This window comes from Candidatus Electronema sp. PJ (assembly GCF_048287395.1).
Classification (GTDB): domain Bacteria; phylum Desulfobacterota; class Desulfobulbia; order Desulfobulbales; family Desulfobulbaceae; genus Electronema.
This window is the reverse complement of the sequence record NZ_JBLWEO010000080.1, coordinates 26,577-52,972: the sequence shown is the minus strand read 5'-3', so window position 1 is coordinate 52,972 and position 26,396 is coordinate 26,577. Positions and strand designations below refer to the sequence as shown.

Annotated in this window: 24 protein-coding genes, 2 tRNA genes and 1 pseudogene; 16 read left to right on the top strand and 11 right to left on the bottom strand. The window is 52.1% G+C overall.

From position 1 onward, the window contains the following. The first annotated feature begins 310 nt into the window (after positions 1-310). The 3 genes from ACNKIB_RS12885 to asnS all read left to right on the top strand — a co-directional run bounded on the left by ACNKIB_RS12885 (position 311) and on the right by asnS (position 2,814). Positions 311-595 carry a hypothetical protein gene (locus ACNKIB_RS12885; protein ID WP_417910969.1) on the top strand — a complete coding sequence of 95 codons (285 nt, stop codon included), beginning with the start codon at positions 311-313 and terminating at the stop codon, positions 593-595. Positions 596-640: 45 nt separating this feature from the next. Then, complete coding sequence (locus ACNKIB_RS12880) at positions 641-1,333, top strand: hypothetical protein (RefSeq protein ID WP_417910968.1); 693 nt, start codon at positions 641-643, stop codon at positions 1,331-1,333. A 104-nt stretch (positions 1,334-1,437) separates the two neighbouring features. Continuing rightward, the gene (asnS, locus tag ACNKIB_RS12875) at positions 1,438-2,814 is read left to right on the top strand and encodes an asparagine--tRNA ligase (RefSeq protein ID WP_417910967.1); all 1,377 of its coding nucleotides are present in this window, start codon (positions 1,438-1,440) and stop codon (positions 2,812-2,814) included. 7 nt (positions 2,815-2,821) lie between these two features. Here the strand turns inward: asnS and ACNKIB_RS12870 are convergent, their stop codons facing one another. After that, positions 2,822-3,439 (bottom strand): DUF1566 domain-containing protein, encoded by a 618-nt coding sequence (locus ACNKIB_RS12870; RefSeq protein ID WP_417910966.1) that lies wholly within the window; start codon positions 3,437-3,439, stop codon positions 2,822-2,824. Positions 3,440-3,660: 221 nt separating this feature from the next. Between ACNKIB_RS12870 and hflX the strand changes: the two genes are divergently transcribed. Beyond that, on the top strand, positions 3,661-5,202 hold the full coding sequence (gene hflX / locus ACNKIB_RS12865) for a GTPase HflX (RefSeq protein WP_417910965.1): 1,542 nt from the start codon (positions 3,661-3,663) through the stop codon (positions 5,200-5,202). 788 nt (positions 5,203-5,990) lie between these two features. Here hflX and ACNKIB_RS12860 read toward each other — a convergent pair. The 3 genes and pseudogenes from ACNKIB_RS12860 to ACNKIB_RS12850 form a co-directional block, all read right to left on the bottom strand. After that, positions 5,991-6,164 (bottom strand): dual CXXC motif small (seleno)protein, encoded by a 174-nt coding sequence (locus ACNKIB_RS12860; protein WP_417910964.1) that lies wholly within the window; start codon positions 6,162-6,164, stop codon positions 5,991-5,993. Between the two features lie 10 nt (positions 6,165-6,174). Next, on the bottom strand, positions 6,175-6,732 hold the full coding sequence (pyrE, locus tag ACNKIB_RS12855) for an orotate phosphoribosyltransferase (RefSeq protein WP_417910971.1): 558 nt from the start codon (positions 6,730-6,732) through the stop codon (positions 6,175-6,177). A gap of 51 nt (positions 6,733-6,783) precedes the next feature. Next, positions 6,784-7,128 (bottom strand): annotated as a pseudogene (locus ACNKIB_RS12850) (NUDIX domain-containing protein); the annotation flags it as partial. A 186-nt stretch (positions 7,129-7,314) separates the two neighbouring features. On the opposite strand from ACNKIB_RS12850, the gene ACNKIB_RS12845 reads away from it, so the two are divergent. Beyond that, positions 7,315-7,698: a hypothetical protein gene (locus ACNKIB_RS12845; protein ID WP_417910963.1), complete on the top strand. Its 384-nt coding sequence runs from the start codon at positions 7,315-7,317 to the stop codon at positions 7,696-7,698. A 105-nt stretch (positions 7,699-7,803) separates the two neighbouring features. On the opposite strand, the gene ACNKIB_RS12840 is transcribed toward ACNKIB_RS12845, so the two are convergent. The 3 genes from ACNKIB_RS12840 to dtd all read right to left on the bottom strand — a co-directional run bounded on the left by ACNKIB_RS12840 (position 7,804) and on the right by dtd (position 12,111). Continuing rightward, complete coding sequence (locus ACNKIB_RS12840; protein ID WP_417910962.1) at positions 7,804-8,427, bottom strand: hypothetical protein; 624 nt, start codon at positions 8,425-8,427, stop codon at positions 7,804-7,806. Between the two features lie 102 nt (positions 8,428-8,529). Then, on the bottom strand, positions 8,530-11,538 hold the full coding sequence (locus ACNKIB_RS12835; RefSeq protein WP_417910961.1) for an insulinase family protein: 3,009 nt from the start codon (positions 11,536-11,538) through the stop codon (positions 8,530-8,532). A 123-nt stretch (positions 11,539-11,661) separates the two neighbouring features. After that, positions 11,662-12,111 (bottom strand): D-aminoacyl-tRNA deacylase, encoded by a 450-nt coding sequence (dtd, locus tag ACNKIB_RS12830; RefSeq protein ID WP_417910960.1) that lies wholly within the window; start codon positions 12,109-12,111, stop codon positions 11,662-11,664. A 180-nt stretch (positions 12,112-12,291) separates the two neighbouring features. Between dtd and ACNKIB_RS12825 the strand changes: the two genes are divergently transcribed. Both ACNKIB_RS12825 and ACNKIB_RS12820 read left to right on the top strand, forming a co-directional pair. Further along, positions 12,292-13,581 carry an IMP cyclohydrolase gene (locus ACNKIB_RS12825; protein WP_417910959.1) on the top strand — a complete coding sequence of 430 codons (1,290 nt, stop codon included), beginning with the start codon at positions 12,292-12,294 and terminating at the stop codon, positions 13,579-13,581. A gap of 69 nt (positions 13,582-13,650) precedes the next feature. After that, a complete protein-coding gene (locus ACNKIB_RS12820; protein ID WP_417910958.1) occupies positions 13,651-13,839 on the top strand; it encodes a hypothetical protein in 189 nt (62 codons plus the stop codon). 6 nt (positions 13,840-13,845) lie between these two features. Here ACNKIB_RS12820 and nadB read toward each other — a convergent pair whose 3' ends face one another. Together nadB and ACNKIB_RS12810 are read right to left on the bottom strand one after the other, a co-directional pair. Then, positions 13,846-15,456 carry an L-aspartate oxidase gene (nadB, locus tag ACNKIB_RS12815; protein WP_417910957.1) on the bottom strand — a complete coding sequence of 537 codons (1,611 nt, stop codon included), beginning with the start codon at positions 15,454-15,456 and terminating at the stop codon, positions 13,846-13,848. A gap of 10 nt (positions 15,457-15,466) precedes the next feature. After that, the gene (locus tag ACNKIB_RS12810; RefSeq protein ID WP_417910956.1) at positions 15,467-16,810 is read right to left on the bottom strand and encodes a hemolysin family protein; all 1,344 of its coding nucleotides are present in this window, start codon (positions 16,808-16,810) and stop codon (positions 15,467-15,469) included. Positions 16,811-17,055: 245 nt separating this feature from the next. Here ACNKIB_RS12810 and ACNKIB_RS12805 point away from each other — a divergent pair, with 245 nt between their 5' ends. From ACNKIB_RS12805 to ACNKIB_RS12795, 3 genes are read left to right on the top strand one after another with little or no spacing between them, the layout of a single operon-like run. Further along, positions 17,056-17,205, top strand: coding sequence for a hypothetical protein (locus tag ACNKIB_RS12805; RefSeq protein ID WP_417910955.1), 150 nt, complete (start codon positions 17,056-17,058; stop codon positions 17,203-17,205). Positions 17,206-17,208: 3 nt separating this feature from the next. Continuing rightward, complete coding sequence (locus tag ACNKIB_RS12800; protein WP_417910954.1) at positions 17,209-18,117, top strand: 4Fe-4S binding protein; 909 nt, start codon at positions 17,209-17,211, stop codon at positions 18,115-18,117. Positions 18,118-18,132: 15 nt separating this feature from the next. Further along, positions 18,133-18,585, top strand: coding sequence for an SH3 domain-containing protein (locus tag ACNKIB_RS12795; protein WP_417910953.1), 453 nt, complete (start codon positions 18,133-18,135; stop codon positions 18,583-18,585). 65 nt (positions 18,586-18,650) lie between these two features. Here the strand turns inward: ACNKIB_RS12795 and ACNKIB_RS12790 are convergent. Together ACNKIB_RS12790 and ACNKIB_RS12785 are read right to left on the bottom strand one after the other, a co-directional pair. Beyond that, positions 18,651-18,742: transfer RNA gene (locus tag ACNKIB_RS12790), tRNA-Ser, on the bottom strand. A gap of 15 nt (positions 18,743-18,757) precedes the next feature. Beyond that, positions 18,758-18,843: transfer RNA gene (locus ACNKIB_RS12785), tRNA-Ser, on the bottom strand. A gap of 69 nt (positions 18,844-18,912) precedes the next feature. On the opposite strand from ACNKIB_RS12785, the gene ACNKIB_RS12780 reads away from it, so the two are divergent. From ACNKIB_RS12780 to ACNKIB_RS12755, 6 genes are all read left to right on the top strand, one after another. Then, the gene (locus ACNKIB_RS12780) at positions 18,913-20,526 is read left to right on the top strand and encodes a sigma 54-interacting transcriptional regulator (protein WP_417910952.1); all 1,614 of its coding nucleotides are present in this window, start codon (positions 18,913-18,915) and stop codon (positions 20,524-20,526) included. 75 nt (positions 20,527-20,601) lie between these two features. Continuing rightward, positions 20,602-21,069, top strand: a complete 468-nt coding sequence (locus tag ACNKIB_RS12775; RefSeq protein WP_417910951.1) for a hypothetical protein — start codon at positions 20,602-20,604, stop codon at positions 21,067-21,069. Between the two features lie 435 nt (positions 21,070-21,504). After that, complete coding sequence (locus ACNKIB_RS12770; RefSeq protein ID WP_417910950.1) at positions 21,505-22,023, top strand: GNAT family N-acetyltransferase; 519 nt, start codon at positions 21,505-21,507, stop codon at positions 22,021-22,023. Between the two features lie 598 nt (positions 22,024-22,621). Next, positions 22,622-23,653 (top strand): hypothetical protein, encoded by a 1,032-nt coding sequence (locus tag ACNKIB_RS12765; protein ID WP_417910949.1) that lies wholly within the window; start codon positions 22,622-22,624, stop codon positions 23,651-23,653. Between the two features lie 257 nt (positions 23,654-23,910). Continuing rightward, positions 23,911-24,486, top strand: coding sequence for an epoxyqueuosine reductase QueH (locus ACNKIB_RS12760; protein WP_417910948.1), 576 nt, complete (start codon positions 23,911-23,913; stop codon positions 24,484-24,486). Positions 24,487-24,688: 202 nt separating this feature from the next. Beyond that, complete coding sequence (locus tag ACNKIB_RS12755; protein WP_417910947.1) at positions 24,689-26,356, top strand: FG-GAP repeat domain-containing protein; 1,668 nt, start codon at positions 24,689-24,691, stop codon at positions 26,354-26,356. Positions 26,357-26,396 lie beyond the last annotated feature (40 nt).

Here is a 26,396-nt window from a genome sequence, read left to right as displayed (position 1 = left end):
CCCTCAAGAGATACCATAATGACTCCATAGGAGTCAGCAGAGTATCTCATATAGAGTCATTAGAGTGTCTCCACCAGAGTCACTCTAATGACTCCACTGGAGTCAGCCTAGTGACTCCACCAGAGTCAGCGTAGTGTCTCCGCTGGAGTCACTATGGTATCTCCGACAGAGGGTGCCTGCGGGCGGCGGCAAGCAAGAAGATACTTTGCCCGCCCTGCGCCTAAACTTGCTTGCCCAATCGCACTGAAGCGAATACCATACAGGAAAAGCAGAGGCATGTGCAGGAAAGACCATACGAGGAGGAAAAGATATGCAGGCTCTGGAAATGCAGGCAGAGGTGACAGCACATCGTGAGATACACCTGAAACTTCCTCATGACATCCAGCACGGCACAGTCAGGGTGATTGTGCTCTATGAGCAGGCGGAACCGCCAGCGCAGGTGCCGACTCAGCGGCAGTTCGGCCAGTTCAAAGGGCAGATAAAGATCAGCGAGGACTTTGACGATGCGCTGCCCGATGCGTTCTGGTCAGGTGATGCCGCAACGCTGTCCTTGCGCTATATCTTGACTTCTCGAGCTTGTCTCTGTGATAATTAACTATTGCCCGCTGTTTATCAGTAGTTAATCACACAAGGTGAAATCATGAAACCAAATGACTTTTATGTCGGCATAATCCATTTCTTCGCTATTCTTGTGCCTGGATCGATCGCATCAGCACTCCTCGTCCAAGAACTGCATAGAGAGTTCTTTTTTATGTTTAGTGTTGTCCTACAGCATCAGGCCGCAGTGTGGATATCCTTCCTTATCTGCTCCTATTTTATTGGCCACTTGATATTCCTTGTTGGCTCATGGCTGGACATGCTCCATGATCGCATCAGAAAAAGCTTATATAATTATTGCCAGAATGATCAGAATCTCTTGGCAGGAGTATTTAACGGCATCTTGAAATTGAAAGCCAACCAAGCTGCGTATGAGCGTCTCGAGGCGATCAGAGATACTTTCTTGCAAGCTGCTAAGACTGGAGCTATGAATCCCATCCAATGGGGAAAGGCTGTACTGCTGATGAAACATCCTGCCGCACTTGATGAAGTGAACCGGCTTGAGGCGGATTCCAAATTTTTTCGCAGCATGGTTGTTGTCTGCCTGCTGGCCGCAGCTCTGTTTTCCTGCTCTACAAACTGTCATTGCTCATCTCCAGCCTTGCTCGTGGCGGCGTTGTGCTACATCCGATATGCTGAACGTAGGATCAAGTCAGATTCACATACTGCATTCTATATCATCACGATGGAGAGCATAGGTTCTTTGAAGCCGCCATCGCCACAGACATCAGCTTGATCGATCTGAGTGCCTGCGCCTATGGTACTGCGAAGCATGGGTGCAGCGGAAAGGGAATAAGGAATGAGGGGCGTTAGCTCATAAAATACAAAAGGAACGACACCATGCTTCCACGCATCAAAGATATTCTTCACACCGCCCCGGCGGAGCAGCTCATTGAGGTGCAAGGCTGGGTGAGAACCTGCCGCGACTCCGGCAGCTTGTGCTTTATCGAGGTGACGGACGGCTCCTGTCTGGCTGGTCTGCAAGTGGTGGCCGAGCCGAATCTGACCAACTACGAAAGCGAAGTGCGCCGCCTGAGCACGGGCTGTGCGGTCAGGGTCTGCGGCAGGCTGACTGCTTCGCCTGCGAAAGGCCAGGCCGTAGAAGTGCGGGCGGAGAGCCTGACTGTGGTCGGCCCAGCAGACCCAGAGCGCTACCCGCTCCAGAAGAAGCGGCATAGTGTTGAGTTCCTGCGCTCGATCAGCCACCTGCGACCGCGCACCAACTCCTTTGGGGCCGTGGCGCGCATCCGCTCCGAGCTGAACTTCGCCATCCACCGCTTCTTCCGCGAGCAGGGCTTCTTGCAAGTGCACACGCCTGTCATCACCACTTCGGACTGCGAGGGCGCAGGCGAGATGTTCACGGTCACCGCCCTGACAGCGGAGCAGCTGCGCGGCCCGGAGCCGTTCAGTCAAGACTTCTTTGGCCGCAGGGCGGGCCTCACGGTGAGCGGCCAGCTCCAAGCCGAGATATTTGCCCTCTCGCATGGCCGCGTGTATACCTTTGGCCCCACCTTCAGGGCGGAGAACTCCAACACCGCCCGGCACTTGGCTGAGTTCTGGATGCTGGAGCCGGAAATGGCCTTCTGCGACCTTGCCTGCGACATGGCCGTGGCCGAGGCCCTGATCAAGGACTTAGTTGCAACTGTACAAAGCAATTGCGCCGAGGAGCTGGAGCTGTTTGAACGCTTTGTCAGCAAGGGGCTGCTGCACAAGCTGGAGGCGGTGCAGGCGCAGCCCTTTGCCCGCATGAGCTACACCGAGGCCGTGGAGGCACTGCATCAATCAGGTAAGAAGTTTGAGTTCCCGGTGCAGTGGGGCAATGATCTGCAATCAGAGCATGAACGCTTCTTGTGTGAGGAGCTGGCGGGCAGACCGCTGATTGTCACGGATTACCCCAAGCAGATCAAGCCGTTCTACATGCGCCTGAATGACGACGGCACGACCGTGGCGGCGATGGACATCCTCGTGCCAGGCATTGGTGAGCTGGTGGGCGGCAGTCAGCGCGAGGAGCGCCTGAAGCTGTTAGAAGGACGAATGCGGGCGGCTGGCCTTGATCTGGAGGAGTACAGCTGGTACTTGGACTTGCGGCGGTTCGGCTCTGTGCCGCATGCCGGGTTCGGTCTCGGCTTTGAGCGTCTGGTGCAGTTTGTCACCGGCATTGGCAACATCCGCGACGTGATTCCCTTCCCCCGCACACCCGGCAGTGCGCCCTGTTAACGTCGACCTACGGCTTCTTCTTGCCCCGCACGGGCAGCACGTGGAAGCTGTTGAGCTGAAAGGCGTAGCTATCTACGCCAGTTAGGATGCTGACATAGATGGCGTAGTCTTCGTAAAGGTCGCCTTCGGTGGATGACCAGTAATAGAAGGACTGCATACCCGTAAAGGCTTGGCCTGCCTGACAAGGCTCCTTTTGCGAGGACTCCTTGGCAATGGCGAGGAGTTCTTCACGGGTAGGCAAGCGCCAATCGCCTTCCTTGGAGCTATCCTTAAGGCCGCAGAAGCCGTTAGCCAGTTTACTGACTGCGACACTGGCATCAGGCCAGGAGCGACTATTCCTATTACCACTGCGATCTCCCTCAAAGAAGGTGCTGCAGTTGGCGTTTTTCAGCCAGATCAGACCAGTACGGCTGTCAGTTAGAGTGCCGTCTCCGTTGTCCTTAAAGCGAACAGGCAGCTGCTTGTCATCAGCCTTTGCCTCAGCTCCGTTGCTTTCAATAGAAGACGTTGTTTTCCTGGCGATCAGCTCCTTAAGCGGCGTGATCCAGTCAGAGGAGGCTGCGGAGGTGGCCCAAAAGGGCAGCAGCAGGATAAGCACCGTAGAGATTCGGGAGGTCTTTTGCATTCTTGTCATCCTAACTTAAGGTTCAGACGGCAGAAATGTAGCTTAACCGGTTAGAGGCATTTTTCAAAGGAGAAAAATCTGTTTCCTGCTTGGCTTGCAAAAGCAGCATGAGACAGTTATGCTGATCCAAAGAACAACTTCTGACTGCAAAGGAGGATATCATTTCCATCGTTGGTAGCACAGCCGGTCTCAAGAGCAGCCAGCTCCGGCAGCTGGAGCAATTGCTGCGCAAGCGGAGCAGCCCGGAGGAGGTGATCGGGCGTGAGCTGGCCCGCACTCTCGCAGTCTTGTCTGCTGAGTTGAACCGGCAGCTTGGTCTGCTCATCCAGCGGTCAGGCGAGACCGAGACCGTCATTGTTGGCACGCATGACCGGATTGAGATTCCGGTGCTCGAGCGGGTGCGCACTAGCGGAGGTCGCCTCTGCGGGCTGCGCTGTGTCCACACGCATTTCAGCGCGTCCGGCCCAGATGATGAGGACATCATGGACATGGTCTGTCTGCGCTTGGACATGATGTCTGTGCTGACTCTCCGCGATGGTCAGCCTGATCTCTTGCATACCGCTCATGTTCTGCCTGGCAGTGAGAAAGGCTGGCGGCGGCTGGAAGCGGTGCCTCCTGTTGCGCCGCAGCCTTCCTGCCTGGCTCTGATTGAGAGCATTGAGGAGCAGCTTGCCCGCAGCCAGCTACTGCGCGAGGTAGATAAGGGCCAAGAGCGAGCCATCTTGATCTCGGTTAGCACGGGTTCCAAGGCGGAAGCCGCAGACTCCATGCTGGAGTTAGCCGAATTAGCCCGCGCCGCCAAGGTACAGGCTGTGGAGCGCGTCATTCAGCACCGCAAGAACGTTGATCCCCGCTTCATTCTCGGCAGCGGCAAGCTGATGGACATCATGCTGATGAGCATCAGCACCGGAGCCAACCTGCTGATCTTTGACCAGGAGCTGACTCCCTCGCAGGTGCGCTCAATCACCAGCCGCACTGACCTGCGCGTGATTGACCGCACCCAGCTCATCCTCGACATCTTTGCCTCCCGCGCTTTGTCACGCGAGGGCAGGCTGCAAATCGAGATGGCCCAGCTCAAGTATCTGCTGCCCTTCCTGGCCAGCCGCGACGATGCCCTTTCCCGGCTTACCGGCGGCATCGGCGCACGTGGCCCTGGTGAGACCAAGCTGGAGATCGACCGCCGCCGCATCAAAGACCGCATTGCTCGGCTGGCTGATGAGCTGAAAGCCGTAAGCAGCCAGCGGTATCACCGCCGAAGCAGCCGCCGCAAGAACGAGGTGCCCGTGGTCTCGCTGGTGGGCTACACCAACGCGGGCAAATCGACTCTGCTCAACACCCTGACTGGCTCGCACATTCTTGCCGAGGACATGCTCTTTGCCACCCTTGATCCCACCTCGCGCCGCTTTCGGCTGCCTAGCGGCACTGAGGCAGTGCTGACCGACACCGTGGGCTTTATCCGCAACCTGCCTGCCGAGCTGCTGAAAGCCTTTGCCTCAACCTTGGAGGAGCTGTCTGAGGCAGACCTGCTCCTGCATGTGATTGACCGGGCCAACCACGCTTGGAAAGAGCAGGCCGAGGTGGTGGATGAGCTGCTGCGTGAGCTGGCCCTGGAGCAGCTTCCCTGCTTGCGGGTCTATAACAAGATGGATATGCTGGAGGATGCGCACGTGCAGGCCGAGGACGGCTTCTGCGTCAGCGCGAACAGCCCGGCAAGCCTGGCCGGGCTGCTGAGGGAGATTGAACAACGGCTCTTTCCTTGTTGACAGTGGCAGTCCTGGTGGTTACATTTGACCGATCAATACAACAAACATGGTGAATGTATTTGTCTGTTGAGACAAAGGCAAGATCAATAACTAACCTTCTTGACTCTATCTAGCCGTGTACAGTGAGGAAGGAAGATTTCAGAGTGCAACTACACTCTGGATTGCGGTCTAGTAAACCGCTAAAGGTGCGGAGCTTGTGAGGACAGAGTGCAGGAGTACTCTTGTACCTTAATTCAGTGGAATGGTAAAACTCATGAACCGTGCTGCTGCTCAAGGCCATTCGCGGTAAGCCGAGGGCCGCGCTATGCAACGGCGCGTTATAAATGCCAACCTAATAATAGTTGGCGGTGCCGCCATCTCTTTCATATGAGGTTTATATGATAAAGATGACAATGGAAATCCGAATTAGCTACAAGCAAATAGTGCAAATCATCGTGCTTTTGCTCACGCTTCTTCGGTAGTTCTGAAAACCGGCCCCGAAAGGGGCCGGAACTTCTTCTGGGTTTCGTTCTCAACCCAGCCTACCTCTCGCCCTCCCTGCTGCTCCCGGAAAAACATCAAGCGAGCTTTTTCTAAAACATCGCTCGATGTCATCCTACGCCCTCGCTCGATGTCGTAGTACGCTCTCGCTCGATGTTTTTTCTGAGATCGAGCGATGTCTTGGTACGAGATCGAGGGAGGTTTTCCTACGGCATCGAGCGATGTTTTCTGACGACCTCGCTCGATGTTTTTTCCCGACTTCGAGAGAGGTTTTTTCTGCGCACGGACGTTGCCTGCATTCCTGCACTTCAGTCATAGATAATGCTGCTGTGCCGCTCCAGCTCCTTCTCTGTCTCTTCATCCAGCTCCGCTGCCAGCTCGTGAATCTTGTGCTCTTTGCCGCAGCTCTCGCAGCGGAGACGGACTTGGCGGCACCGCCTGACCACCTCGATCTTGTCATGGCCGCATCGCTTGCACTGCATGGCGGGCCTCTCAGCCGATAAGCTGGGTTCGGGTGAACACGCTGTGCAGCGGATAGCCAGCCTGAGCCAGCACTTCCGCGCCGCCTTCCTCGCGATCAATCACGGTCAGCACCATCCCCACCTTGAAGCCCTCTTTCTCCACCCGCTCAATCACCTTGAGCAGCGTGCCGCCGGTCGTGACCACGTCCTCCAGCAACGCCACGGCACAGCCCGGCTGAAGGTTGCTCTTGCCTTCCAGATAATTGCCTGTGCCGTGCCCCTTGGCCTCTTTGCGGACAATAAAGGCCGGAATCGGACTGCCCGCTAGATGGCTGACTATAGATACAGCCGTCACCAGCGGGTCTGCACCCAGGGTCATGCCGCCTACGCCGCTGATTGGCTGCGGAGCCTGTTGGATCAGCGCAAAGAGCAGCCTGCCGCAGAGATAGCCGCCTTCCGCATCCAAGGTGGTCTGCTTGCCGTCAATGTAGAAGTCCGAGGTTTTGCCTGATGTAAGCGTGAACGTGCCCTGGCGGTACGACTTGGCCAAAAGTAATTCCTTAAGCCGCTGCCGTTCAACATGCTGCACCGCAGCGTGGCCCACGCTGCGGAATATCTCTGGCAGCAGGGCGGCTGCCTGAGAAACTGGCACCCACTTTCTTTCCCTGTCCTTCTCCCAAGTGTCGGCCTCGCCGTTTTCTGTTGCCAAATAAAAGGTGAAGCGGACGGTCTTGTCGCTATTTGCAGTATCCTCTAGTGCTGCCAGCTGCTCCCCGATCTTGACGCAATAGCCAGACTCCTCCACGCATTCCCGGGCAGCTGCTTCTGGCAGAGACTCGCCTTTTTCCACGCTGCCAACCGGGAAGACCCAAAAGCCTGGCCGCTTGCGAGAAGTGACCAGGAGTACCAGCGGCTCTGCGCCTGACACCTGCTTATAGACCACTACTCCGGCTTTCTCTTTTACCGATTTCTTTGCCGATTTCATTACTCTTCCTTCTGGAAAATGCTGCGGTTGTGAGAGGTATTCTTGGAGTTCTATCTGTACCAGAACCTCTGCCTGAAAAGCAAGGACTGATTTGCACTTTGATGCGGTGAGCCTATCTCGCAAACGAAGTAACAAGCACTGCTTACGAAGGGCAACAGCGAGGAGTAGCAGTCGCTACGAGAGGAGTTGTACCGAGTTGCAAAGGAGTTCGGCTTGGCCAAAGAGGAGTTTTGCCGACTAAAACTCCTTTGCAAGTCGGCCAAACTTCTTTCCGGCTTGGCAACAAAGGAGTTTGGTTCAGCCGCACTCCTCTGTTGCTTGGTAAGAAAGGAATGCGGCTTGGCAAAACTCCTCTGCAAGTCGGCCACACTCCTTTGTTGCCAAGTTAGAAAGGAGTGTGACCAAGCAAGTTTTCAGTTGATCAGCGCAGGGCTTTTCTTTTTTTCTCTATCTGTTCAACAATATCTGCAACAGAAAGGTTATCGAGCCATTCGTGCCGTTCTTGGGTATAATCGCCATGTCCTCGTTCATATTGCTGTAGAGTTTCATTTTCCTTCGCGCAAAATATAGCGAAAGGCTTGGGTATTACTTTCACTGCCCAAGATTTCTTCTTCCTTTTCTTCATTAGTTAGCCGTCTGCGAGGGAAAGCTTATGCAGCCTGCAACGATCTGCTGCTACGTTTCGAGATCAGGGGCTTCTTGATCCATTTCTTTATCTGCTTCAGCAAACACACCGGTGAGATAAATACGTGTTAACAGATAACCACCAAGCAAGCCAACAATCATATGCAGAATGATAATCGCGGTGATCATCTGCTGAATGCCAACAATCTTCTCTAGCCCTTGAGCGAAATATCTTGAAATGTCTCGCAAGTAGATCTGCGTGTTATGGAGCTGAGTTAATCCTGCACCAACTAATATTTTGGTGAGCCAATCAGAGACAACTTCTAAATTCGTGTTAACGCGATATCTTGATTTATCTCCTGCCGCTTTGCTTTCTTTGCTAGATTCATCCCTTTTCCTTTTCTGATCTGTCTTTTCTGGGTTACTAGGGCCAACTCTCGGGATGCCAAACATGAATCCTACAAACGCGCCAGCAAATGCCGATGCCCAACCAAGCATAGTCAGGAGCGAAAATATCCTTAATTTAGAAAATACTATTGGTACTGCAAGGGAAAAGAGCAAAATAAAAGCGGTGTACGTTGTTATGATGAGAATGAGATATCCTATAAGACACGCAGCATGGCGATGTTTTACCGGAAGCGCAAGAAATATTGCCTTGATCTCCGAATAATTCATATCAATTCACCTGTTATGCTTGATACAGCATGGCTCAAACAAGAAGAAGTGTTCGTGTTCCGCCCGCAGTTTTTCCTCTGCGGACGGAGTTTACCTTAGCTCCTACAACTCCAGCACCGCATCAAACAGCTCCTCGTTAGCTCTGATCTTCTCTGCGCTGCCAATGGTGGCCCGGAAGCTGTCACTGATGAGTTGCTCAAACAAAGGGGCAAGATCGCGTAAGGCTTCGGCCTCAGCGTCAATAACCTGCGCAAGAATCTGCTGCCGCTGCTCTGGCGTGATGCCACTGAGGTAGGCATCACGGACCTTCACGCCCTCAGCAGCCGGTGAACGCAGCGGATTTAAGCTGCCATAGGCCCCGATAATCAGTTGATCCAGTTTAGCCCTGCTCAAATCCAAATCCTTAACAGCTGCGGCAATGGCATCATAGGCGGCATAGGTCTTGCTCACTTGGGGGTCGCGGTAACTGACCACTGCGAAGTTGCCTGTCACCGGATGAAATTGAACAAAGCAGCCATAAGCACCGCCGAGCTGGCGCACAGTGTTCCACAGGTAGTCCCGTGACAGCCAGGTTTTGAGTACCTCGAAGGTACCGTTGTACTGGCTGGGTTGGGCAAACAAGTTGCAGCCTTGCACGTTATAGACCACATCCGCAGAGGTGGTGAAAGCCTGAAGACAGGCAAAGGGCGGGAAGAGCAGCTCCGTAGCTTGCAGGGCCGTGCCGCTTAAGCTCTTGCTGATCTCGCCTGCATAGTCTTTGACCTTGCCAATATCCGTACTCGAGCCAGTGACGGCAATGGTTAAGCCCACAGGCTGCAAGACTGCCTGGCGCAGGGCCGCTAATTTGCCCAAGAAGTCCTCTTCTAGCGCATCATAATTGGCAGCTAGTTCTTTGAGCTTGAGATAAGCAGTGCTGCCACTGACCTGCTCGTTGATCTTGCCAGCCCGACTGAGATGAGAAAACACATGGGCGGCGGCAAGCTGATAGCCTTCGCTCTGCACAGAATGTTCAGCCCAGGTGAATTCCCGCAGGACAATCTCCTTAATCCTTTGTCGGTTGCTGAGATTGAGATCAACAAAGACCTCGCGCACGAGGTCCAAGGCTTGGGGCAGATAAGCTGATAAGGCCTTGGTCTGAAACCAGAGCAGAGAGCGCAGCGGCACTGTTGGATCGATATGACTATAAGTAGAGAAGCTATGGGTAAAGCCACCAGTCCAGATGTTGATGTCTTTAGCAAAGCGAACATAGTCACGCTGGCTGGTGCCGATCTCAGTGGCAATGGTGGCAAAGAGATCAAGGAATGGCAGCAGATCAAGACCAAGGGTTGAGCAGTCTAAGCCGAATTGGATATAGGTGATACCGTTGGTCGCCAATTCGCTGCTGAGACACGTTACGCCACGGCATTCTTCAGGGCAGACGCTGTGTATTGGCGGCTTGCGCTCTAAGTCCTGGCGCGACAAACGCGGTAAGAGAGCCAGCTGCTCCTCGCTGTTGGCAGTCTGTTGCAACTGCATTAGCTCCTGGGTATGGCTAATCAGGGCTGCTATCTGCTGCTGGTCAAGGGTTTGGGCATAAGCTGCTAACCTGCGCTGCTCTTGCTGCTGGGTGCGGGCGGCTTTATCTGGATCTGGCTTCAGGGTAACACTTGCAAAGGCCGGGTTGTCCAGCAGCTTACTCTTGATCAGTTGCTCAAAATACCCCTCCTCCAAGGCCTTTTTGCGGATAGAGGCGAACAGCTCCTCGATCTCCAAGGCAGCAAAAGGATCTGCCCCGTACTGAAGTGCCGACAAGGCCTTGCCGATCAGATCTAAGCCACGCTGGGCATGAGTTAATTCTTCACGTACAGAAAACTCATAATGATTCAGCTCAGAAAGTACCAAATCATGCTCAAGGCCTTGCTCGGCAATCTTGCTTAACGTTTGGCGATGTAGGTCTAGGAAGCGGTCGCGCTTGTCTGGATCAGAGCCAATCAGATAGGTCAGCATTAAGGTCTTGCTGCCAGAATCAGTAATAAACGTACCGCCGAAATCCTTGCCCAAGCCCGCCTCGACAATCGCTTTCTTCAGCGGCGACGCATCTGAATTGTAGAGGATGTTGGCAATAATCTGAAAGGCGGTGTTCAGTTCTCGTTCCTGTACCGTACCAACCGCTGTCCCTACCGCCAAATAGGTTTTGCCCTTCAGTTTGCTGCCTGGCTGTACGGCATAGGTATCTTCTTTAAACACTGGCTCCGTAATGCTGCGGCCTGGCACGATCTTGGCCTTTTCGCCTGCGCTGGTGTAGTTGCAGAGAAAGTTGTCCTGCACCGCTGCCAGTTCCTGGCTAAGATCAGCATCACCATAAAAGAACAGCATTCCATTTGAGGGATGATAATGTTTGCGGTGAAAGGCGACAAACTGCTCGTAGCTCAGATCAGGAATGCAGGCTGGATCGCCGCCTGATTCATGGGCATAGGTTGATTCAGGCATTAAGCCGCCAAAGATGTTATGAAAGATAGAGCGAATAGGATCACCAAAGGCCCCTTTCATCTCATTTAAGACCACACCCTGGAATTGCAGTTCTGCCGCCTCACTTTCCTGGTGATAATGCCAGCCCTCTTGCTCAAAGGTGCTACGCGGCAGGAGTGGATTCAGCACCACATCACAATAGACATCCATGATGCTGAAATACTCGCTCAAATTGCGGGTGGCGAACGGATACCAGGTCGTATCAGCACCGGTCATCGCATTGAGAAAGGTCATCAGGCCGCCCTTATGAATCTCGCCAAAAACATCATGCACAGGATATTTCTTTGATCCCATCAGCACTGAATGTTCCAGGATGTGAGCCACGCCAGTTGAATCCTCTGGTACGGTCTGGAAGGCAAAACAGAAAGTCTTATTTGGATCGCTGTTCTTGATTGCCAAGGCCGGGGTGCCAAGCACCTGATGCTCGAACAGATACACATCTGAGCTGATGTCAGCAACATGCTCCTTGCGCCGGAGAATAAAACCGTGATGGATGGAACCAAGGGCAAAGTCTGTCATGGGAGAAATATTTTTTCGGGTTGGGGTTAGGGCTGGTACTGCTTCCGATGTGGCAGGCCATGTCGAAGAGACATGGCAGGCCATGTCAGAGTGTCCTAAGCATTATGGACGAAGTGTCCTAAGCATTATAGTCTTCCTGGCTTGTAGGGCCTGGTCTGCTGGTTGAGAGGATTTTGGCAGCGGTGAAAATGATCAACATCTATTGTCCTAGAATTTCTTCTGAGAATCAAGAAGAATAGTCACTGGCCCGGAATTGATCAAGCTGACTTCCATCATCGCTTGAAATTCACCGCTGGCCGTGCTGATACCGTAGCCCTTGATCACTTCGATAAAGTCGAGGTAGAGCTGTTTGGCACGCTCTGGAGGCGCGGCTTCAGACCAAGAGGGGCGGCGGCCTTTCCGGCAGTCACCGAGGAGAGTAAATTGCGAGACAATCAGCATCGCACCGCCCGTATCGAGCAGGGAGCGATTCATCAGCCCTGCTGCATCGTCAAAGATCCGCAGGTTAATAATCTTATCTGCCAACCAGTTGATATCTTTTTGTTCATCAGCATTATGTACGCCCAACAGCACGAGCAAGCCTGCGCCAATAGCCCCAGTTGTATGGCCTGCTACGGTCACGCTGGCAGAACTGACCCGCTGAATTACCGCTCGCATGATTCCTCCTCCAGTAGAAGTTCAGCTTTGTTCTGAACAGCATAGAGTATGCTGCTAGTAAAAGGCAAGCCTGATTTTTCCAGGTTGGCAAGAAGCAGGGGACAGAGTATATTCGGAACTTTTCCTCATTGCTTGCCGCAGCTTTTTAGAATGATAATTTCCCAGACAGTGGAGTGTTCCATGAGCGACCTAAAAAAGATGTACACCACCATCCTCGGCGATTCTTTCCCGATGGAGATGACTATTTCCTTTGGCAACCAGACGTTAGTTTATCGCAAGCGGACTTGGGCCATTCCTATGGAGGATGGCACTGTTGATGAGCGAGGCCTACGTTACGGCGAAAACCCAGATCAGGAAGCAGCGTTATATGAGCTGGTCAATGGCAACTTAGTCCTGGGTGATTGCAAGTTTATTGAGCCAGGCAAGGCCCTAGTCAGCGGTATCAAGGTAGAAGACATGCTCCAAGTGGGCAAACATCCTGGTAAGATCAACCTGACAGACGTGGACAATGGCCTAAATATCATCAAGTACCTGATGGATAAACCCGCAGCCGTTATTCTCAAGCATAATAACCCCTGCGGTGCCGCAATTGGCACGACTTTAGCTGAGGCCTACAATCGGGCAAACCGGGCTGATCGCCTTGCGGCCTTTGGTGGCGCGGTAGTCATCAATAGGCCGTTAGATAAAGACACGGCCACCTTAATGAGCCAGAGTTATCTGGAAGTAGTGTGTGCCCCTGAGTTTGAAGCAGGCAGTTTAGAGATCCTGGCTAAGGCCAAGAACCTGCGGGTTATTCGTATCGATGGCATTCAGCAGCTCGCGCAGTTTGAGCGATATCGTTTTGTTGACTTCAAGTCCCTAATAGACGGCGGCATCATTGTGCAACAGTCTGCCGTGAACGCTATTCGCACGGTTGCAGACCTCAAGCCAGCAGTAGCAACCTGGAAGGGCAAGGAATATCGCTGTGAACGCCAACCCACACCACGTGAGTTGGAGGATATGCTTTTTGGCTGGGCCGTAGAACATGGCGTGACCTCCAACTCAGTCATTTACGTCAAAGATGGCTGCACTGTTGGCATAGGTACAGGTGAACAAGATCGAGTGGGCGTGGCAGAGATTGCCATTCACAAGGCGTATATCAAATACGCAGACATCACTTGCTTTGATCGGTTCGGGATTCCCTATGCAGATCTGGCTTTGGCAGTAGAACAAGGCCAACGGAATGCCGCAGATAAGGCCGAGATTGATGCAAAAGTGCAAGCAGATCGGGCGGGCCTGCCTGGCTCAGTGATGATTTCAGATGCCTTCTTCCCTTTCCGCGATGCCGCAGACGTAGGCATCAAAGAGGGCATCACCGCAATCTTACAAGCAGGTGGTTCAATGCGGGATTATGCTTCTATCGAAGCCTGCAACGAGGCCAAGCCGCAGGCCGCCATGATGTTCACCGGCTGCCGGGCGTTTAAGCACTAAGATCGGCTGATTTCACTCCTTTTTGGCTCGATAACAAAGGAGTGCGGCTGACTTGCAGAGGAGTTTTGCTTGGCCAAACTGCTTTCCTGCCAACTTGCAAAGGAGTCTTGCCGAGTAGAACTCCTTTGCTGCCGAGCCAGAAAGGAGTGTGGCCGACTAAAACTCCTTTCCGGCTCAACAGAACTCCTTTCTGGCCGAGTACAACTCCTCTTCTGCCGACTCAAACTCCTTTGCAAGTCGGCAAAACTCCTCTCGTAGCGACTGCTACTCCTCGCTTTTGTCCTTCTCAAGCACGGTATCTTGGCTAAAGTGCTGGTCATCTTTGTTAGGAAAATCAGTAATGAAGTGCAACCCGCGTGATTCCTGGCGCAGGCCGGCACTGCGGATGATTAACTCGGCGATCAGGACGATATTGCGCAGTTCAACCAGATCGGGCGTGAGGAGGTAGTCGTGAAAATGCTCTGTGGTTTCAGCCAGAATTGGGGCCAGCTGCCTGGTTGCCAGTTGCAGCCGCTTTCGGCTGCGGACTATACCGACATAATCCCACATCAGCTGCCGCACCTGGTCCCAGTTGTGGCTGATCAGCACGTTTTCTTCGATGGAACGGGCGAAACCCGTGCGCCAAGCCTGTACTTTCGGCAGAGACTGGGTGTGCAGTTCCGGCCAGTTATTCTGCACCCACTGCGCTCCCCGGTGCGCAAATACCACGGCCTCTAAGAGTGAATTGCTGGCGAGTCGGTTTGCGCCGTGCAAGCCGGTACAGGCGGTCTCACCCAAGGCCAGCAGATTGCCCACCGAGCTACAGCCCCAGGCATCAACCTTGACCCCGCCGCACATGTAATGGGCTGCTGGCACGACCGGAATAGGCTGGCTGCTGATATCTACGCCGTATTTTAAACAGGTGCCATAGATGTTGGGAAAGCGTTGTTGGAGGAATGCCCGGCTTTTATGCGTGATATCAAGATAGACACAGTCTGCGCCACTCTTTTTCATCTCCGCGTCAATGCCGCGTGCTACTGCGTCGCGCGTGGCTAAGTCGCCCCGGTTGTCGTACTGCTGCATAAAGGCGAGGCCTTGCTGGTTGCGCAGAATGCCGCCTTCGCCGCGCACCGCCTCAGAGATGAGAAAATTCTTGGCCTCGCGGTTGAAAAAGCAGGTGGGATGGAACTGGACAAACTCCAGATTGGCCACTTGCGCCCCAGCTCGCCAGGCCATGATTACACCGTCGCCCGTGGCGATGTCTGGGTTGGTGGTATAGCGATAGACCTTGCCGCAACCGCCGCTGCACAGCACTGTCACCTTGGCCCGCCAGGTTTCAACCTCGCCAGTGCTGCGCTTGAGGACATAAGCTCCGAGGCAACGGTCTTGCCCTTCTTTCCGGCCCGTGGCCTTGGACTCTAATAACAGATCAATGGCCATGTGATCTTCCAGCACCTCAATCTGCGGGTTGGCATAGACCTGAGCGAGCAGGGCTGTTTCGATCTCCCGGCCTGTGAGGTCTTTGGCATGGGCAACTCGTCGGGCAGAATGGCCGCCTTCCATGCCCAGATCAAATTCCTCGCCTTGCGCGCCGTGCTGAAAGTTTACGCCAAGGGTGACAAGTTCCCGTACTCGCTCTGGTCCTTCGGTTACTACGAGGCGAACGATCTCTTCATTGCAAAGACCATCGCCAGAAATGAGCGTATCGTTGACATGATCCTCTAGTCGGTCTTCCGCCGAAAGCACGGCGGCCACGCCGCCCTGGGCTAAGTTCGTGGCCGTGTCTGCTTGCTTCTTTTTGGTGATTAAGGTGACGCAAGCAAAAGAGGCAACCTTCAGGGCAAAGGAAAGCCCAGCCACGCCACTGCCAATGACTAAGATATCTGTGGTAAACATAGCTGCTCACTCAGCCTGCTGTTTCATTGTTCTGCTCTGGTGCTACTGCGGTTTGCTGCTGCGTCACCAGCACCTTATCTACCCGGCGGCCATCCATGTCCATTACTTCAAAACGCAGATCACCCCATTCAAACCACTGCCCGGCTGTGGGGATGCTGCGGATCTGCGCCATGACCAAGCCGCCCACAGTCTGATAATGGCCGTGTTCTTCCTCTGGCAGCTTTTCCAAATCAAAGATTTCCTTGAGTTCATCAATGGACAAGAGGCCGTCAAGCAGCCAGGAACCGTCCTCGCGCTGAATCGCCTGCGGTTCTGAAGGCTCTCCAGCAGAGGAAAAGGGAATATAGCCGGTAATATCCTCGAGAATATCGTTGTGGGTGATCATGCCGTGGATGCCGCCGTATTCATCGGCGATGAGGGCGATATGCGTCCGCATCTGCTTGAACAGTTCCAGCACTTTGAGGGCAGACATGCTTTCTGGTACAAACAGCGGCGGTTGCAGCAGTTCTTTCAAATCAAGCGGCTTCCCGGAAAGGCTTTGATTGAGCAAGTCTTTGGCCCGCACAATGCCCAGCACATTGTCGAGACTATCCTTGATAACCGGGAAACGGGAATGCTGACAGTTTGCCACCTTGCCCCGGATGTCTTCAGGTGTGTCATCTACATCGAACCAGACAATCTGGGTGCGGGGAGTCATGAAGGCACTGATTCGCCGTTCATCCAACCGCAGCACATTTTCAATCATGTCCTGCTCGCTTTCCTCGAACACCCCGCTCTCTGTGCCTTGTTCGATCAGCACCTTAATCTCTTCCGGGGTAATGGATGGTTCGGTGGAGGGTTTGATCCTTAACAGCCGGATAACGATCTCGGTGGAGACACTAAGCAGCCGCACAGCCGGACCAGCGGCGGCGGAAAGGGCGCGCATCGGCCCGGCCAGATTGGCGGCTATTTTTTCCGCGTTGTTGAGTGCTAACCGTTTCGGTACTAGCTCACCGATGATCAGGGAAAAATAGGTGATAGTCAGCACCACGAGGACAACAGCGGCAGTGTCGGCGTAGGGGGCGAGAAAGGGAATCCAGCGGAGATACACTGCTACGGTCTCAGCCAGCGTGGCTCCGCCGAACGCGCCTGCTAAGATGCCCACCAAGGTGATGCCGATCTGCACAGTGGCAAGAAACTGATTCGGATCGTTCGCCAGCTCCAAGGCAGCACGGGCTTTGACACTGCCTGCTTCAGCAAGCTGTTGCAGACGTGCCTTCCGAGCTGAGACAACGGCGATCTCAGCCATCGCAAAAACACCGTTAGCGACCAGCAAAAGAAAGATGATCAGAATTTCCCACGCAGAACTGCTCAAAGCGATTCTCCTTGCTCAAACTCAGGATGTTTGTTACAGGCTCTCCAGCCAATCAAGCCTGCAAACAGAGGAAGATAGACAATCTTGCGTGAAAATATAGCAAGTTCTTGCGCAAGTGACCAGAATAAATTCACCGCAGCCCGGGCTACAGTAATTCTTGTTGACAGCTTTTCTTCGACCTGCTTACATTACCGCCTAATAGTGATGCCCTCAGTTTTTACGATCTCGGCAAGGAGCAGACGGCAATGAGAAAAAAGTTCAAACTGCGCAAGACCCCGTTTATTCTGCTCTGCTTCTTTCTCCTGCTTTGGCTGATCGGGATTGGTCTGCATGAACCAAGCCGGGTGCTGGAGCAGGCCAAATCCATCTGCCTCAGCTGCATTGGCATAGGATAACCTATGAGACTCGCACGAAAATGGTTTCAGGCCATCTGCTTTTTTTTGGTAAACGGTTTCTGGGGCTTCCCCTTTACTGGCACCATCTATCAAGGGCCGATGAAGATCATCTGCTCACCTGGCCTGAACTGTTACTCCTGCCCATCTTCCACGGCCTTTTGCCCTATCGGTGCTCTCCAGCAGCTCTTGCTCAACATTCGCTTCTCCATTCAGAGCGGGCAGTATTACTTCGGCGGCTTTGTCCTTGGCTCTATCGGCATGATCGGGGCAGTGTTTGGGCGCTTTGTCTGCGGCTGGGCCTGTCCCTTTGGCTTTTTTCAGGAGTTGCTATACAAACTGTCGTCTCGTAAGCTCTCTATCCCTAAACTGTTCAACTGGCTCAAGTATGTTATTTTTTTTCTGCTGGTTATCCTCTTTCCACTGATTTTTGTCAGTAAGGCAGGTATGGGCCAGCCGTGGTTCTGCAAATACGTCTGCCCAGCAGGCACTTTTCAGGCTGGCATTCCGATGCTGATTCTTGACCCAAATCTACGCGGGGCAATCGGCTGGCTTTTTGTCAACAAGCTGACCATTGCCCTTGGTTTCACCTTCTGGTCGGTATTCTCTTCCCGACCCTTTTGTCGAGTTGCCTGCCCACTGGGTGCCTTCTATGCCCTATTCAGTCGCTGGCAGCTGATCAGGCTTCAGCTCAACGAAGAGAACTGCACTGAGTGCGGGGCCTGTCATAAGGTGTGTCCAGTGGAGATCAAGTTCAACGAGACTCCGAACAGCGGTGAATGCGTCAATTGCATGAAGTGTATGACCGAAGCCTGTGCCTTTGATGCTATTTTTGTTGAGGTAGCTGGCTTTCCAATGTTTGGCCCTGATTTAGGCAAAACCAACAAATGCCTCTTGCCGAGAAGAAAAATCTGAACTAAAGAGTCTGTTATGCCCAAAATGTCCTCCCATCTTTTTCTCTCTGTCCTATTTTTCCTGCTGACGCTGAACGCAGGAGTAGTCTTGGCCGAAATGGCTTCTGTCAGCCGCGACAACGTAAACATCCGCTCTGCTCCTGGCATGAAAGAACAAGTGCTGTGGAAGCTTGGCCAAGGCTTTCCTTTGCGGGTATTAAAACGTTCCGGCAAATGGCTCCAGGTGCGCGACTTTGAAGGCGAGTCAGGCTGGATACCCAAGTCTGCTGTTAGCAAGGAAGGGCACATGGTGGTCAAGGTGAGGAAAAAGGTCAGCCTGCGCAGTAGCCCAAGCGTCAATAGCAACATCGTCGCCAAGGCCGGTTATGGGGTGGTGTTGAAAACGCTGGGGAAAAGAAAAGGCTGGGTCAAGGTCGGACAAGGTGGCGTGACCGGCTGGGTGCGGGAAGATCTGCTGTGGGGATTCTGATGTGACAGTCTCTGCGGTCAACGAAAGAACCCGTTCCTTTCCAGGAACGGGTTCTTTGTACTTCATGGCGGAGAGAGAGGGATTTGAACCCTCGGTAGAGTTTTACCCCTACACTCGCTTAGCAGGCGAGCACCATCGGCCACTCGGTCATCTCTCCGGGATATGTCGATCTTGGCGGAGGAAGTAGGATTCGAACCCACGGTGCTTTCGCACAACGGTTTTCAAGACCGCCGCCTTCAACCGCTCGGCCATTCCTCCAGCTTCTCGCAACACTGGATATACCATGCAGCATAACTCTTGTCAACAATCTCCTGCACCTGATTCGCCATGAATGCTGATACCAGAACCTCCTCAGACGACCAGGAACTTGCCCTCCAGGATCTTTCCTGCTTATATGAAATTACCAGAAATCTTGCGGCTGCGACTGATCTTCAGGATGCCTTGGACAAGGTGGTCGGCATTCTGGCAGAGATGAAAAAAATGCAGAACGGTACTGTCACTATTGTTAACCCAGTGACACGCGAACTGGAAATCGAGGTGGCCTGTGGGAGTACAGCCGCAGCCCGGAAAAAAGGTCGCTATAAATTAGGTGAGGGCATTACTGGGCGAGTGGTAGCTATTGGTGAGCCAGTGATTGTCCCTCAAATCGCCGAGGAACCGCTCTTCCTGAATCGTACCGGGATGCGCAGTGAGGAGCAGAAGCGGAAAAGCTCTTTCATCTGCGTGCCAATCAAGGCAGCAGTGGAGACCGCAAGCAAAGGCCCGCATCTTGCCGCAGAAAGCCTGGCCATTGGTGCCCTGTCCGTTGATCGCTGCTATACAAAAGAATTCGGGCCGCAGTCGGAACAAGACCTCCGCTTTCTCACCATTGTCAGTGCCCTAATTGCCCAAACCGTACACCGCATCCAGAGCGTTAGTCGCGAAAAGGAAGCTCTGTGCCGGGAAAACCAGCAGCTCCGACGCGAATTGTCAGCCAAAAACCGGATTGAGGAGATCATCGGTAATTCCTCAAGGATGCAGGAGGTCTTTTCGATGGTGCACCGGGTGGCGAATTCTAATGCCACAGTGCTCCTACGCGGCGAATCTGGCACTGGCAAATCAATGGTGGCCAAGGCCTTGCATTATAATTCAAGCCGGGCCAAAAAGCCCTTTGTAATCGTCAACTGCTCGGCTTTGCCGGAAACCTTGCTCGAAAGTGAGTTGTTTGGGCATGAGAAGGGTGCCTTCACCGGCGCAGGAGAACGTAAGACAGGCCGCTTCGAGCAAGCCCAGGGCGGCACACTCTTTCTTGATGAGATCGGCGAAATCAGCACCACCGTGCAGGTTAAGCTGTTGAATGTGATTCAGGAACGCACGTTCCAGCGACTGGGTGGTGCAGAGCTGCTCAAGGCAAACATCCGCCTTGTTGCGGCCACCAATCGTGATTTGGAGATGGCAGTACGCGAAGGTCGCTTCCGCGAAGACCTGTACTATCGCCTCAACGTCTTTCCCATTTACCTGCCGCCCTTGCGCGAACGCCGCACCGACATACTCCTCTTGGCTGATTACTTCCTCGAACAATATAGCCGCGAGAACGGTAAGAAGATTGAACGCATCTCCACATCCGCGATTGACCTGCTGATTAAATACCACTGGCCAGGCAATGTGCGCGAATTGCAAAACTGCATGGAACGGGCTGTGTTGATCTGCGATTCGAGCACGATCACCTCGGTGCATCTCCCACCCACCCTGCAAAGCGCGGAGAGCGTCGGCGGCAGCGGTAGTCCGTTCTCCTTTACCCAGGCTGTGGAGAACTTCGAGCGTGATTTGATTATTGATGCCCTCAAGCAGTGCAATGGCAACCAAACCAAGGCTGCGGAACGCTTAGACACCAGCTTGCGGATCATTAACTACAAGATTCATAATTACGGGATTGACCCAAAGCAGTATAAGGTGAAGTGAGGGGGATTCTCGTTTAGGCATGGAAGTATAGTTGTTGGCACGTACATCTAGAAAAACAAAATTGGGGGCAAAATAATGCTTGAAGATTTACTTCTAAAAGTGGTTGCCGGAGTAATTGGCGCAGGAGTAATGTATTTATTACAGCGAGTCTATGGGTTTTTGGTTGAAAATAAAGCTCCTTATACAGGAACTTGGTACTCAAAAATTTCAGATGGCTATGGCTCGATAATAAAGCAAGACACTTGGATCATCAGGCAGCGTGAAGATACTCTAACCGGTTTAATCAAAAGAACATTTCCTGTTGATCAGAAGCATAGGCAATGGAAGTTTAGCGGCAAGATGCGAGGACACGATTTTATTGGTGTATTTTGGGCGGCAAGCAACGACATTCGAAGCTATGGCAGCTATGTTTTACGACAAACGGGCGATGATAAATTTGAAGGATATTATCTCTCTATGCAAAGAACAGTCAGTGACGACAATGGAACTATTACAGAAGTGCTTCATCCCGTCCAAATTTCTCTCCATCGAATCAGACACTAGCGGTGAGTACGCTGAATGTACCCAGAAACTACTGGACAAGAGCGCGGTAGTTTTTAATGATTTTATGGCCATACATAAAAAAGCAGGCTCTCGTTGTTTAATAGCGCGTCGTGGCAAATAAAAATCGGTCTGTCGATTTTTTAAATCCAGCCATTGATTTTTAAACGCGGAGCCTTGATTCTAAAAATCGGGCTATGGATATTTAAAACTGGGCCGAAGATTTTTTAAATCGAGCACTTGATTTGAAAAATCATGGCTTCGATTTAAAAAGGCAAACTGCCGATTTTTTAAGCAGAGACGGCAGCGATAATGGTCTGCACCACGAAAATACCGCAAAATCACACAATGCCAAGCTATGTTACGGGATTGACCCAAAGCAGTATAAGGTGAAGTGAGGGGCATGGTGCCAGTTAACCTTTGCATGAGAATACGCTGATGACACAAGAAATCATAGTAAGAGACGAAAAACGTGCTGATATTGCTGCCATCTCTGAGGTCACTATGGCGGCCTTTAAGAGCTTGGAGATCAGCCACCATACAGAGCAGTTCATCATCGAAGCCCTGAGAGCTGCCAACGCCCTTACTCTGTCGCTGGTCGCGGAAATCCAGGGCCGAGTTGTTGGGCATATCGCGTTCTCGCCTATAACCATTTCAGATGGCAGCCCAAATTGGTACGGCTTAGGTCCAGTTTCGGTATTACCAGAGTACCAACGGCGCGGTGTTGGTAAGTCCTTGATTCGAGAAGGGCTGGCCCGATTGCACAATCTCAAGGCCAAAGGATGTTGTTTGGTGGGACATCCGCAATACTATAGGAAGTTTGGCTTTGAGAATGTTGTTGGTCTTGGCCTCGAGGGTATTCCTGTAGAGGTGTTCTTCGCGCTTACATTTAACGGACACTTTCCCCAAGGCAATGTCCTCTTTCATGAAGCGTTCAGCGCAACTGGCCAACAATAACCTCCTGCGCCTGCTTGTGAGTGTGCAGGCTGGGTATAGCATTTGGGCTGCTGCTTTACCCTCCCGCATCTCCCCCAAAAACATCCTAGATAGTATCGCCAATACATCCTAGCATGTTTCAGTAATACCATCTAGCATGTTTCGGAAAACATGCTAGCATATATCGGTGGTACATGCTAGATAGTATTCCCAATACATGCTAGCATGTATTTCGCCACCCTTCTCCTGGCTGCACATTCGCAGCCATCTTCAGGCATCGCAGCTATTTTGTTGACAAAGAGCAGGCCAGTATGGTGCGTTCTATGCACCTTTGTCAGATAAGACGATACAGCTTGTTCAGGCAATCTGATAAGACAAATCAAGGTAAAATATATTTATATCAGGAGTAATTATTATTCATCTATCTATAAAATATACTTTTACTTTCTCATTGACTCTAGGATCGAAAGGTGTTAGCATTTGTTATGAATAATAATTGGTAAGCAGTTCAGTGTGAGCTGTGTGGTCATCCTGTTAAGTGGATAACCAGTAATATATCCATCATCAGTCTGATGGATATAATGTGCCTAAAACAGCACTCAAAGAAAGGAGAAAAAAGATGAGCAAGAAAGTTTTAGCAACATTTGTCCTTGAACTGTTGATGGTTGGCGTTGCCAGTGTATCTCAGGCAACTACGATTAATGCTAATTTAACTGTAGATAATGGGTTTGAACTCTACATTAGCACAGATGACTGTCAGCTAGGTACACTTATCTGTAGCGATGATTCCTGGTACGATCATGCAAACTGCACCATTCCGCTCACGCCTGGTGTAACTAATTACCTTCATATTGTAGGTAGTGACTGGGGTGTAATTGCCGGTGTTCTTGGCGACTTCAAGCTATCAGATGATGGTTTCTCGTTTAGCAATGGCACACAGTCTCTGTTAACTAATACTACTACAGATTGGCAAATATATATTGATGGCTTCTGTGGAACTGCTGGCACGATAACAAGTCAAGGTGCTAATGGTGCCCAACCGTGGGGTACGTTCTCAGAGATTGATCCTACAGCTCAATGGATATGGACTAACGGAGGGTATGATTTAAATACCTCGCGCTACTTCTCAACGGTTATTACCCCAAATAATCCTCCAGTTACCGTAAAAGAGGTTCCACTAACCGGTATCATCACAACCAGAAACTGGGAATATGAAAATGACGAGGCCCAGTTTAAGCTGACTGGGATGCAGGCTGTCAAGGATGATGCAGCGGTGGCTATAACTGATGGTCTTGATATGACTATTGCCTTTGGTGCAACCTGTGACAATCCAATCTACCAGAAGACAGTATCTGCCAGCGAGCTGAATACAAGCAACTCTAATCAGCTGCGATACACGGAAGGAAACCTGGATGTAGTACGGTGTATCTACAGCACAGGACAATGTGTTATAAATATCAAACCCGAAGAACTCAAAAGCCTTACTGACGGTGATGGAAACATCCTTGATGATCTTTGTAGTGGGCCAATGACTGTTTGTCTGACTGTGGGCAATACGACATATACCAACTCTGGTACATGGACACAGTATGACAGCGGTAGTGGCAGCTGGACGAAGTGCAGAAAGGATATTGCCACAGAGACGAATTAACTGTAACTAGGTAGGCAATACAATCTGACAAGCAGCCCGGATGACATGCAGCAGCATCCGGGCTGCTTCTTTTACCCCCTCCCTCCATCTCTCCCAAAAACATCCTAGATAGTATCGCCAATACATACCAGTATGTACCACCAATACATACTAGTATGTTTTAGAAAACCATCTAGTATATACCGACTAAACCATCTAGTATGTATTGGCAATACTATCTAGTATGTTTTCCGTCGTCCTTCTCCTTGCTTGCTACTATGAACATTCTCCTCCATGTCTGCTGTGGGCCTTGCGCTGTATATCCGCTTGATTTCCTGCGGCAGCAGGGACACGAAGTGACAGGTTGGTTTCATAATCCTAACATCCACCCATACAAAGAGTTTCGGCGGCGCATTGAAGCCTTAGAAGACTTTGCCCGGCAAAAGCGTTTCCGGGTGGAGATCGACCGCACCTATGGCTTACGGGAATTCCTACGCCAGGTGGTTTTTCATGAGGACAGCCGCTGTGGCCTCTGCTACGATCTGCGCCTGCTGCCAACCGCGCAACGGGCCGCAGAGCACGGCTTTGCGGCCTTCACCACAACCCTATTGTATTCCAAATACCAAAACCACAGCTTGCTGCACAGTAAGGGCATAGCTTTGGCAGAGCAATTCGGCATCAGCTTTTACTACCACGATTTTCGCGCTGGCTGGCAACAGGGGATTGAGGAATCCATTGCTCTGCATCTCTACCGCCAACCCTACTGTGGTTGTATTTACAGCGAACAGGAACGGTACGAGAAAAAGATGCGGAAAAAGACCGACCTTACTGCCTCCGTGCCAACATCGCTGTAAAAAGTGTTTGCTGCTTCTTCCTCTCAGGAGCCGATGCGTTTATAATTGCACAGGCTGGAGCAGCAGGGTACTGTATCGCAACTACCTTGCGCTTCCTTCATCATCTTGCCCTTGATGGTGAACACCTTCTCTCAACAACTTGCACCCTCGGAGTTCCGCTATGCAGGCGTATCCTACTGCCCAACTCTCTTGTGGAAGAGGTTTGTCTCACCGCTTCCTTCTCCCCATTATTCTGCTGCTCCTTGCGGTATTATTGCCAGCGCACTGGGTCTCTGCTAAGGATACAGCGACCAAGCCTGGCCAAATTGTCTTCCTGCCGTTTACCGTAACAACGCAACCACCGCAAGAGCATCTCCGTACTGGTCTCACCAATATTCTGGCGACCCGTTTATCTGAGCGCACTGGCCTGACCGCAGTGCATGGTGCAGACAAGACCAGCGGTTTGGAGGAAATGCTGCATCAGGGTAATCAGCAGGAAGCCAAGAAGATGCTGAAGAATATGCAGAGTGATTATCTGCTCTTCGGTAGCCTTGAGCAGCAGCAGAGCGGTTATACTATCGTCATTCATGTCTTTAGGAATGGCAAGAGCAAACCAGCCACCTTTACCCGCACCGTCACAGCGTTAGACAGGGCACTTCCGGCCTTAGATGAGTTGGCCAGTGAGATTGTAGATAAAGTTTTCCAGCAAAAGGCATTGCAGGCAGAGACTGATTCTCTTCCTTTGCCAGCAGACAAGACCGGCATGGATGGCTTTCAAACCGCACACCCTGACAAGGCCTGGCGAGATGGTCTCTATGCCCTTGGCCAGGAATCAGCAGCCTCCTCATTAGCAGGGAACGGGCCATTCAAAATATTTAATGCCCAGAGTAGTGGCGAGATGGCTATCTCGCTGCGAGCTATGGATGCCGGTGATTTGGATAGCGATGGCCGGGAAGAGCTGGTCTTGCTTGAGCAGGGTAGGTTACTCCTTTGCCGCTTCAGCTCAGATCGTTTTCAGCAGATTGCCGAGCTAGCCTTACCTGGGCATCTCGCCTATCATGCGGTGTATCTGGCCAGTCTTAATAAGAACGACCATCGATCGCAGATATATATCTCGGCCAGTAATGGGAGCATTCCTTCCTCGCTTGTACTCGCTTGGGATGGCAAGAAATTCTTTACCCTGCATGAACAGATCCCATTCTATCTCCGCCCGGATATTGATTCCGCAGGCAAGCCTGTACTGCTTGGGCAGTCAGGCCAAGGCATTTACCGGATGAGCTTTAACCAAGAAGGCACTCTTGACCGAACTGAAGAAGTGGATGTCCCGCAAGGCATTAGTCTCTATGATTTCATCCGTGCTGATCTGGATCAGGATGGTAGGCGGGAGTTTATCGCGCTCACTAACGAGAACAACCTCCTGATTCTTGATCAAGAGGGCAAACCGCTCTGGAAGAGCACGGAGATCTATGGGGCAAGTCGGGATGCCCTGGGTACGTTAGCCAGCAGACGGCAAGCAGAGTTGGATCATCCTTACGACCGTGAGCGGCTGTATATCCATACCCGTCTCATCGCCCAAGATGTAACCGGTGACGGCAAGCCAGAGATCATCATTGGCCGCAACCGAGTAACCAATGTGGACTATTTCAAAAATCTGCGTTGGTTCGAGGGTTCTTCAGTCGCTGTCCTGAGCTGGGATGGTAGTCAGATGCAGAGCCTCTGGGAAAGTAGCCAGATCCCTGGCTACACGGTTGATTATCAGCTAGTACGCAGTACAGAGCAACCAGGCCGTTTCCGTCTCTTTGCCGCAGAAAGCGATGATAGCGGCAATCCCCTCTATTTTTGGGCCAAGGAGAAGACTGTTATTAGGATGCAGGAGCTGATGAAGCAGTGAGCCACCCCTTGCCGGTGTTTGCAATAATGCGGGGGAATGA

Coding starts and splice junctions, on each gene's coding strand:
- ACNKIB_RS12770 (WP_417910950.1), top strand. CDS start 21,505: ATGACACAAGAAATCATAGTAAGAGACGAAAAACGTGCTGATATTGCT.
- ACNKIB_RS12840 (WP_417910962.1), bottom strand. CDS start 8,427: ATGAATTATTCGGAGATCAAGGCAATATTTCTTGCGCTTCCGGTAAAA.
- ACNKIB_RS12795 (WP_417910953.1), top strand. CDS start 18,133: ATGCCCAAAATGTCCTCCCATCTTTTTCTCTCTGTCCTATTTTTCCTG.
- ACNKIB_RS12780 (WP_417910952.1), top strand. CDS start 18,913: ATGAATGCTGATACCAGAACCTCCTCAGACGACCAGGAACTTGCCCTC.
- dtd (WP_417910960.1), bottom strand. CDS start 12,111: ATGCGAGCGGTAATTCAGCGGGTCAGTTCTGCCAGCGTGACCGTAGCA.
- ACNKIB_RS12835 (WP_417910961.1), bottom strand. CDS start 11,538: ATGGCCTGCCATGTCTCTTCGACATGGCCTGCCACATCGGAAGCAGTA.
- ACNKIB_RS12860 (WP_417910964.1), bottom strand. CDS start 6,164: ATGCAGTGCAAGCGATGCGGCCATGACAAGATCGAGGTGGTCAGGCGG.
- nadB (WP_417910957.1), bottom strand. CDS start 15,456: ATGTTTACCACAGATATCTTAGTCATTGGCAGTGGCGTGGCTGGGCTT.
- ACNKIB_RS12765 (WP_417910949.1), top strand. CDS start 22,622: ATGAGCAAGAAAGTTTTAGCAACATTTGTCCTTGAACTGTTGATGGTT.
- ACNKIB_RS12800 (WP_417910954.1), top strand. CDS start 17,209: ATGAGACTCGCACGAAAATGGTTTCAGGCCATCTGCTTTTTTTTGGTA.
- ACNKIB_RS12870 (WP_417910966.1), bottom strand. CDS start 3,439: ATGCAAAAGACCTCCCGAATCTCTACGGTGCTTATCCTGCTGCTGCCC.
- ACNKIB_RS12760 (WP_417910948.1), top strand. CDS start 23,911: ATGAACATTCTCCTCCATGTCTGCTGTGGGCCTTGCGCTGTATATCCG.
- ACNKIB_RS12885 (WP_417910969.1), top strand. CDS start 311: ATGCAGGCTCTGGAAATGCAGGCAGAGGTGACAGCACATCGTGAGATA.
- asnS (WP_417910967.1), top strand. CDS start 1,438: ATGCTTCCACGCATCAAAGATATTCTTCACACCGCCCCGGCGGAGCAG.
- ACNKIB_RS12805 (WP_417910955.1), top strand. CDS start 17,056: ATGAGAAAAAAGTTCAAACTGCGCAAGACCCCGTTTATTCTGCTCTGC.
- ACNKIB_RS12775 (WP_417910951.1), top strand. CDS start 20,602: ATGCTTGAAGATTTACTTCTAAAAGTGGTTGCCGGAGTAATTGGCGCA.
- ACNKIB_RS12825 (WP_417910959.1), top strand. CDS start 12,292: ATGAGCGACCTAAAAAAGATGTACACCACCATCCTCGGCGATTCTTTC.
- ACNKIB_RS12880 (WP_417910968.1), top strand. CDS start 641: ATGAAACCAAATGACTTTTATGTCGGCATAATCCATTTCTTCGCTATT.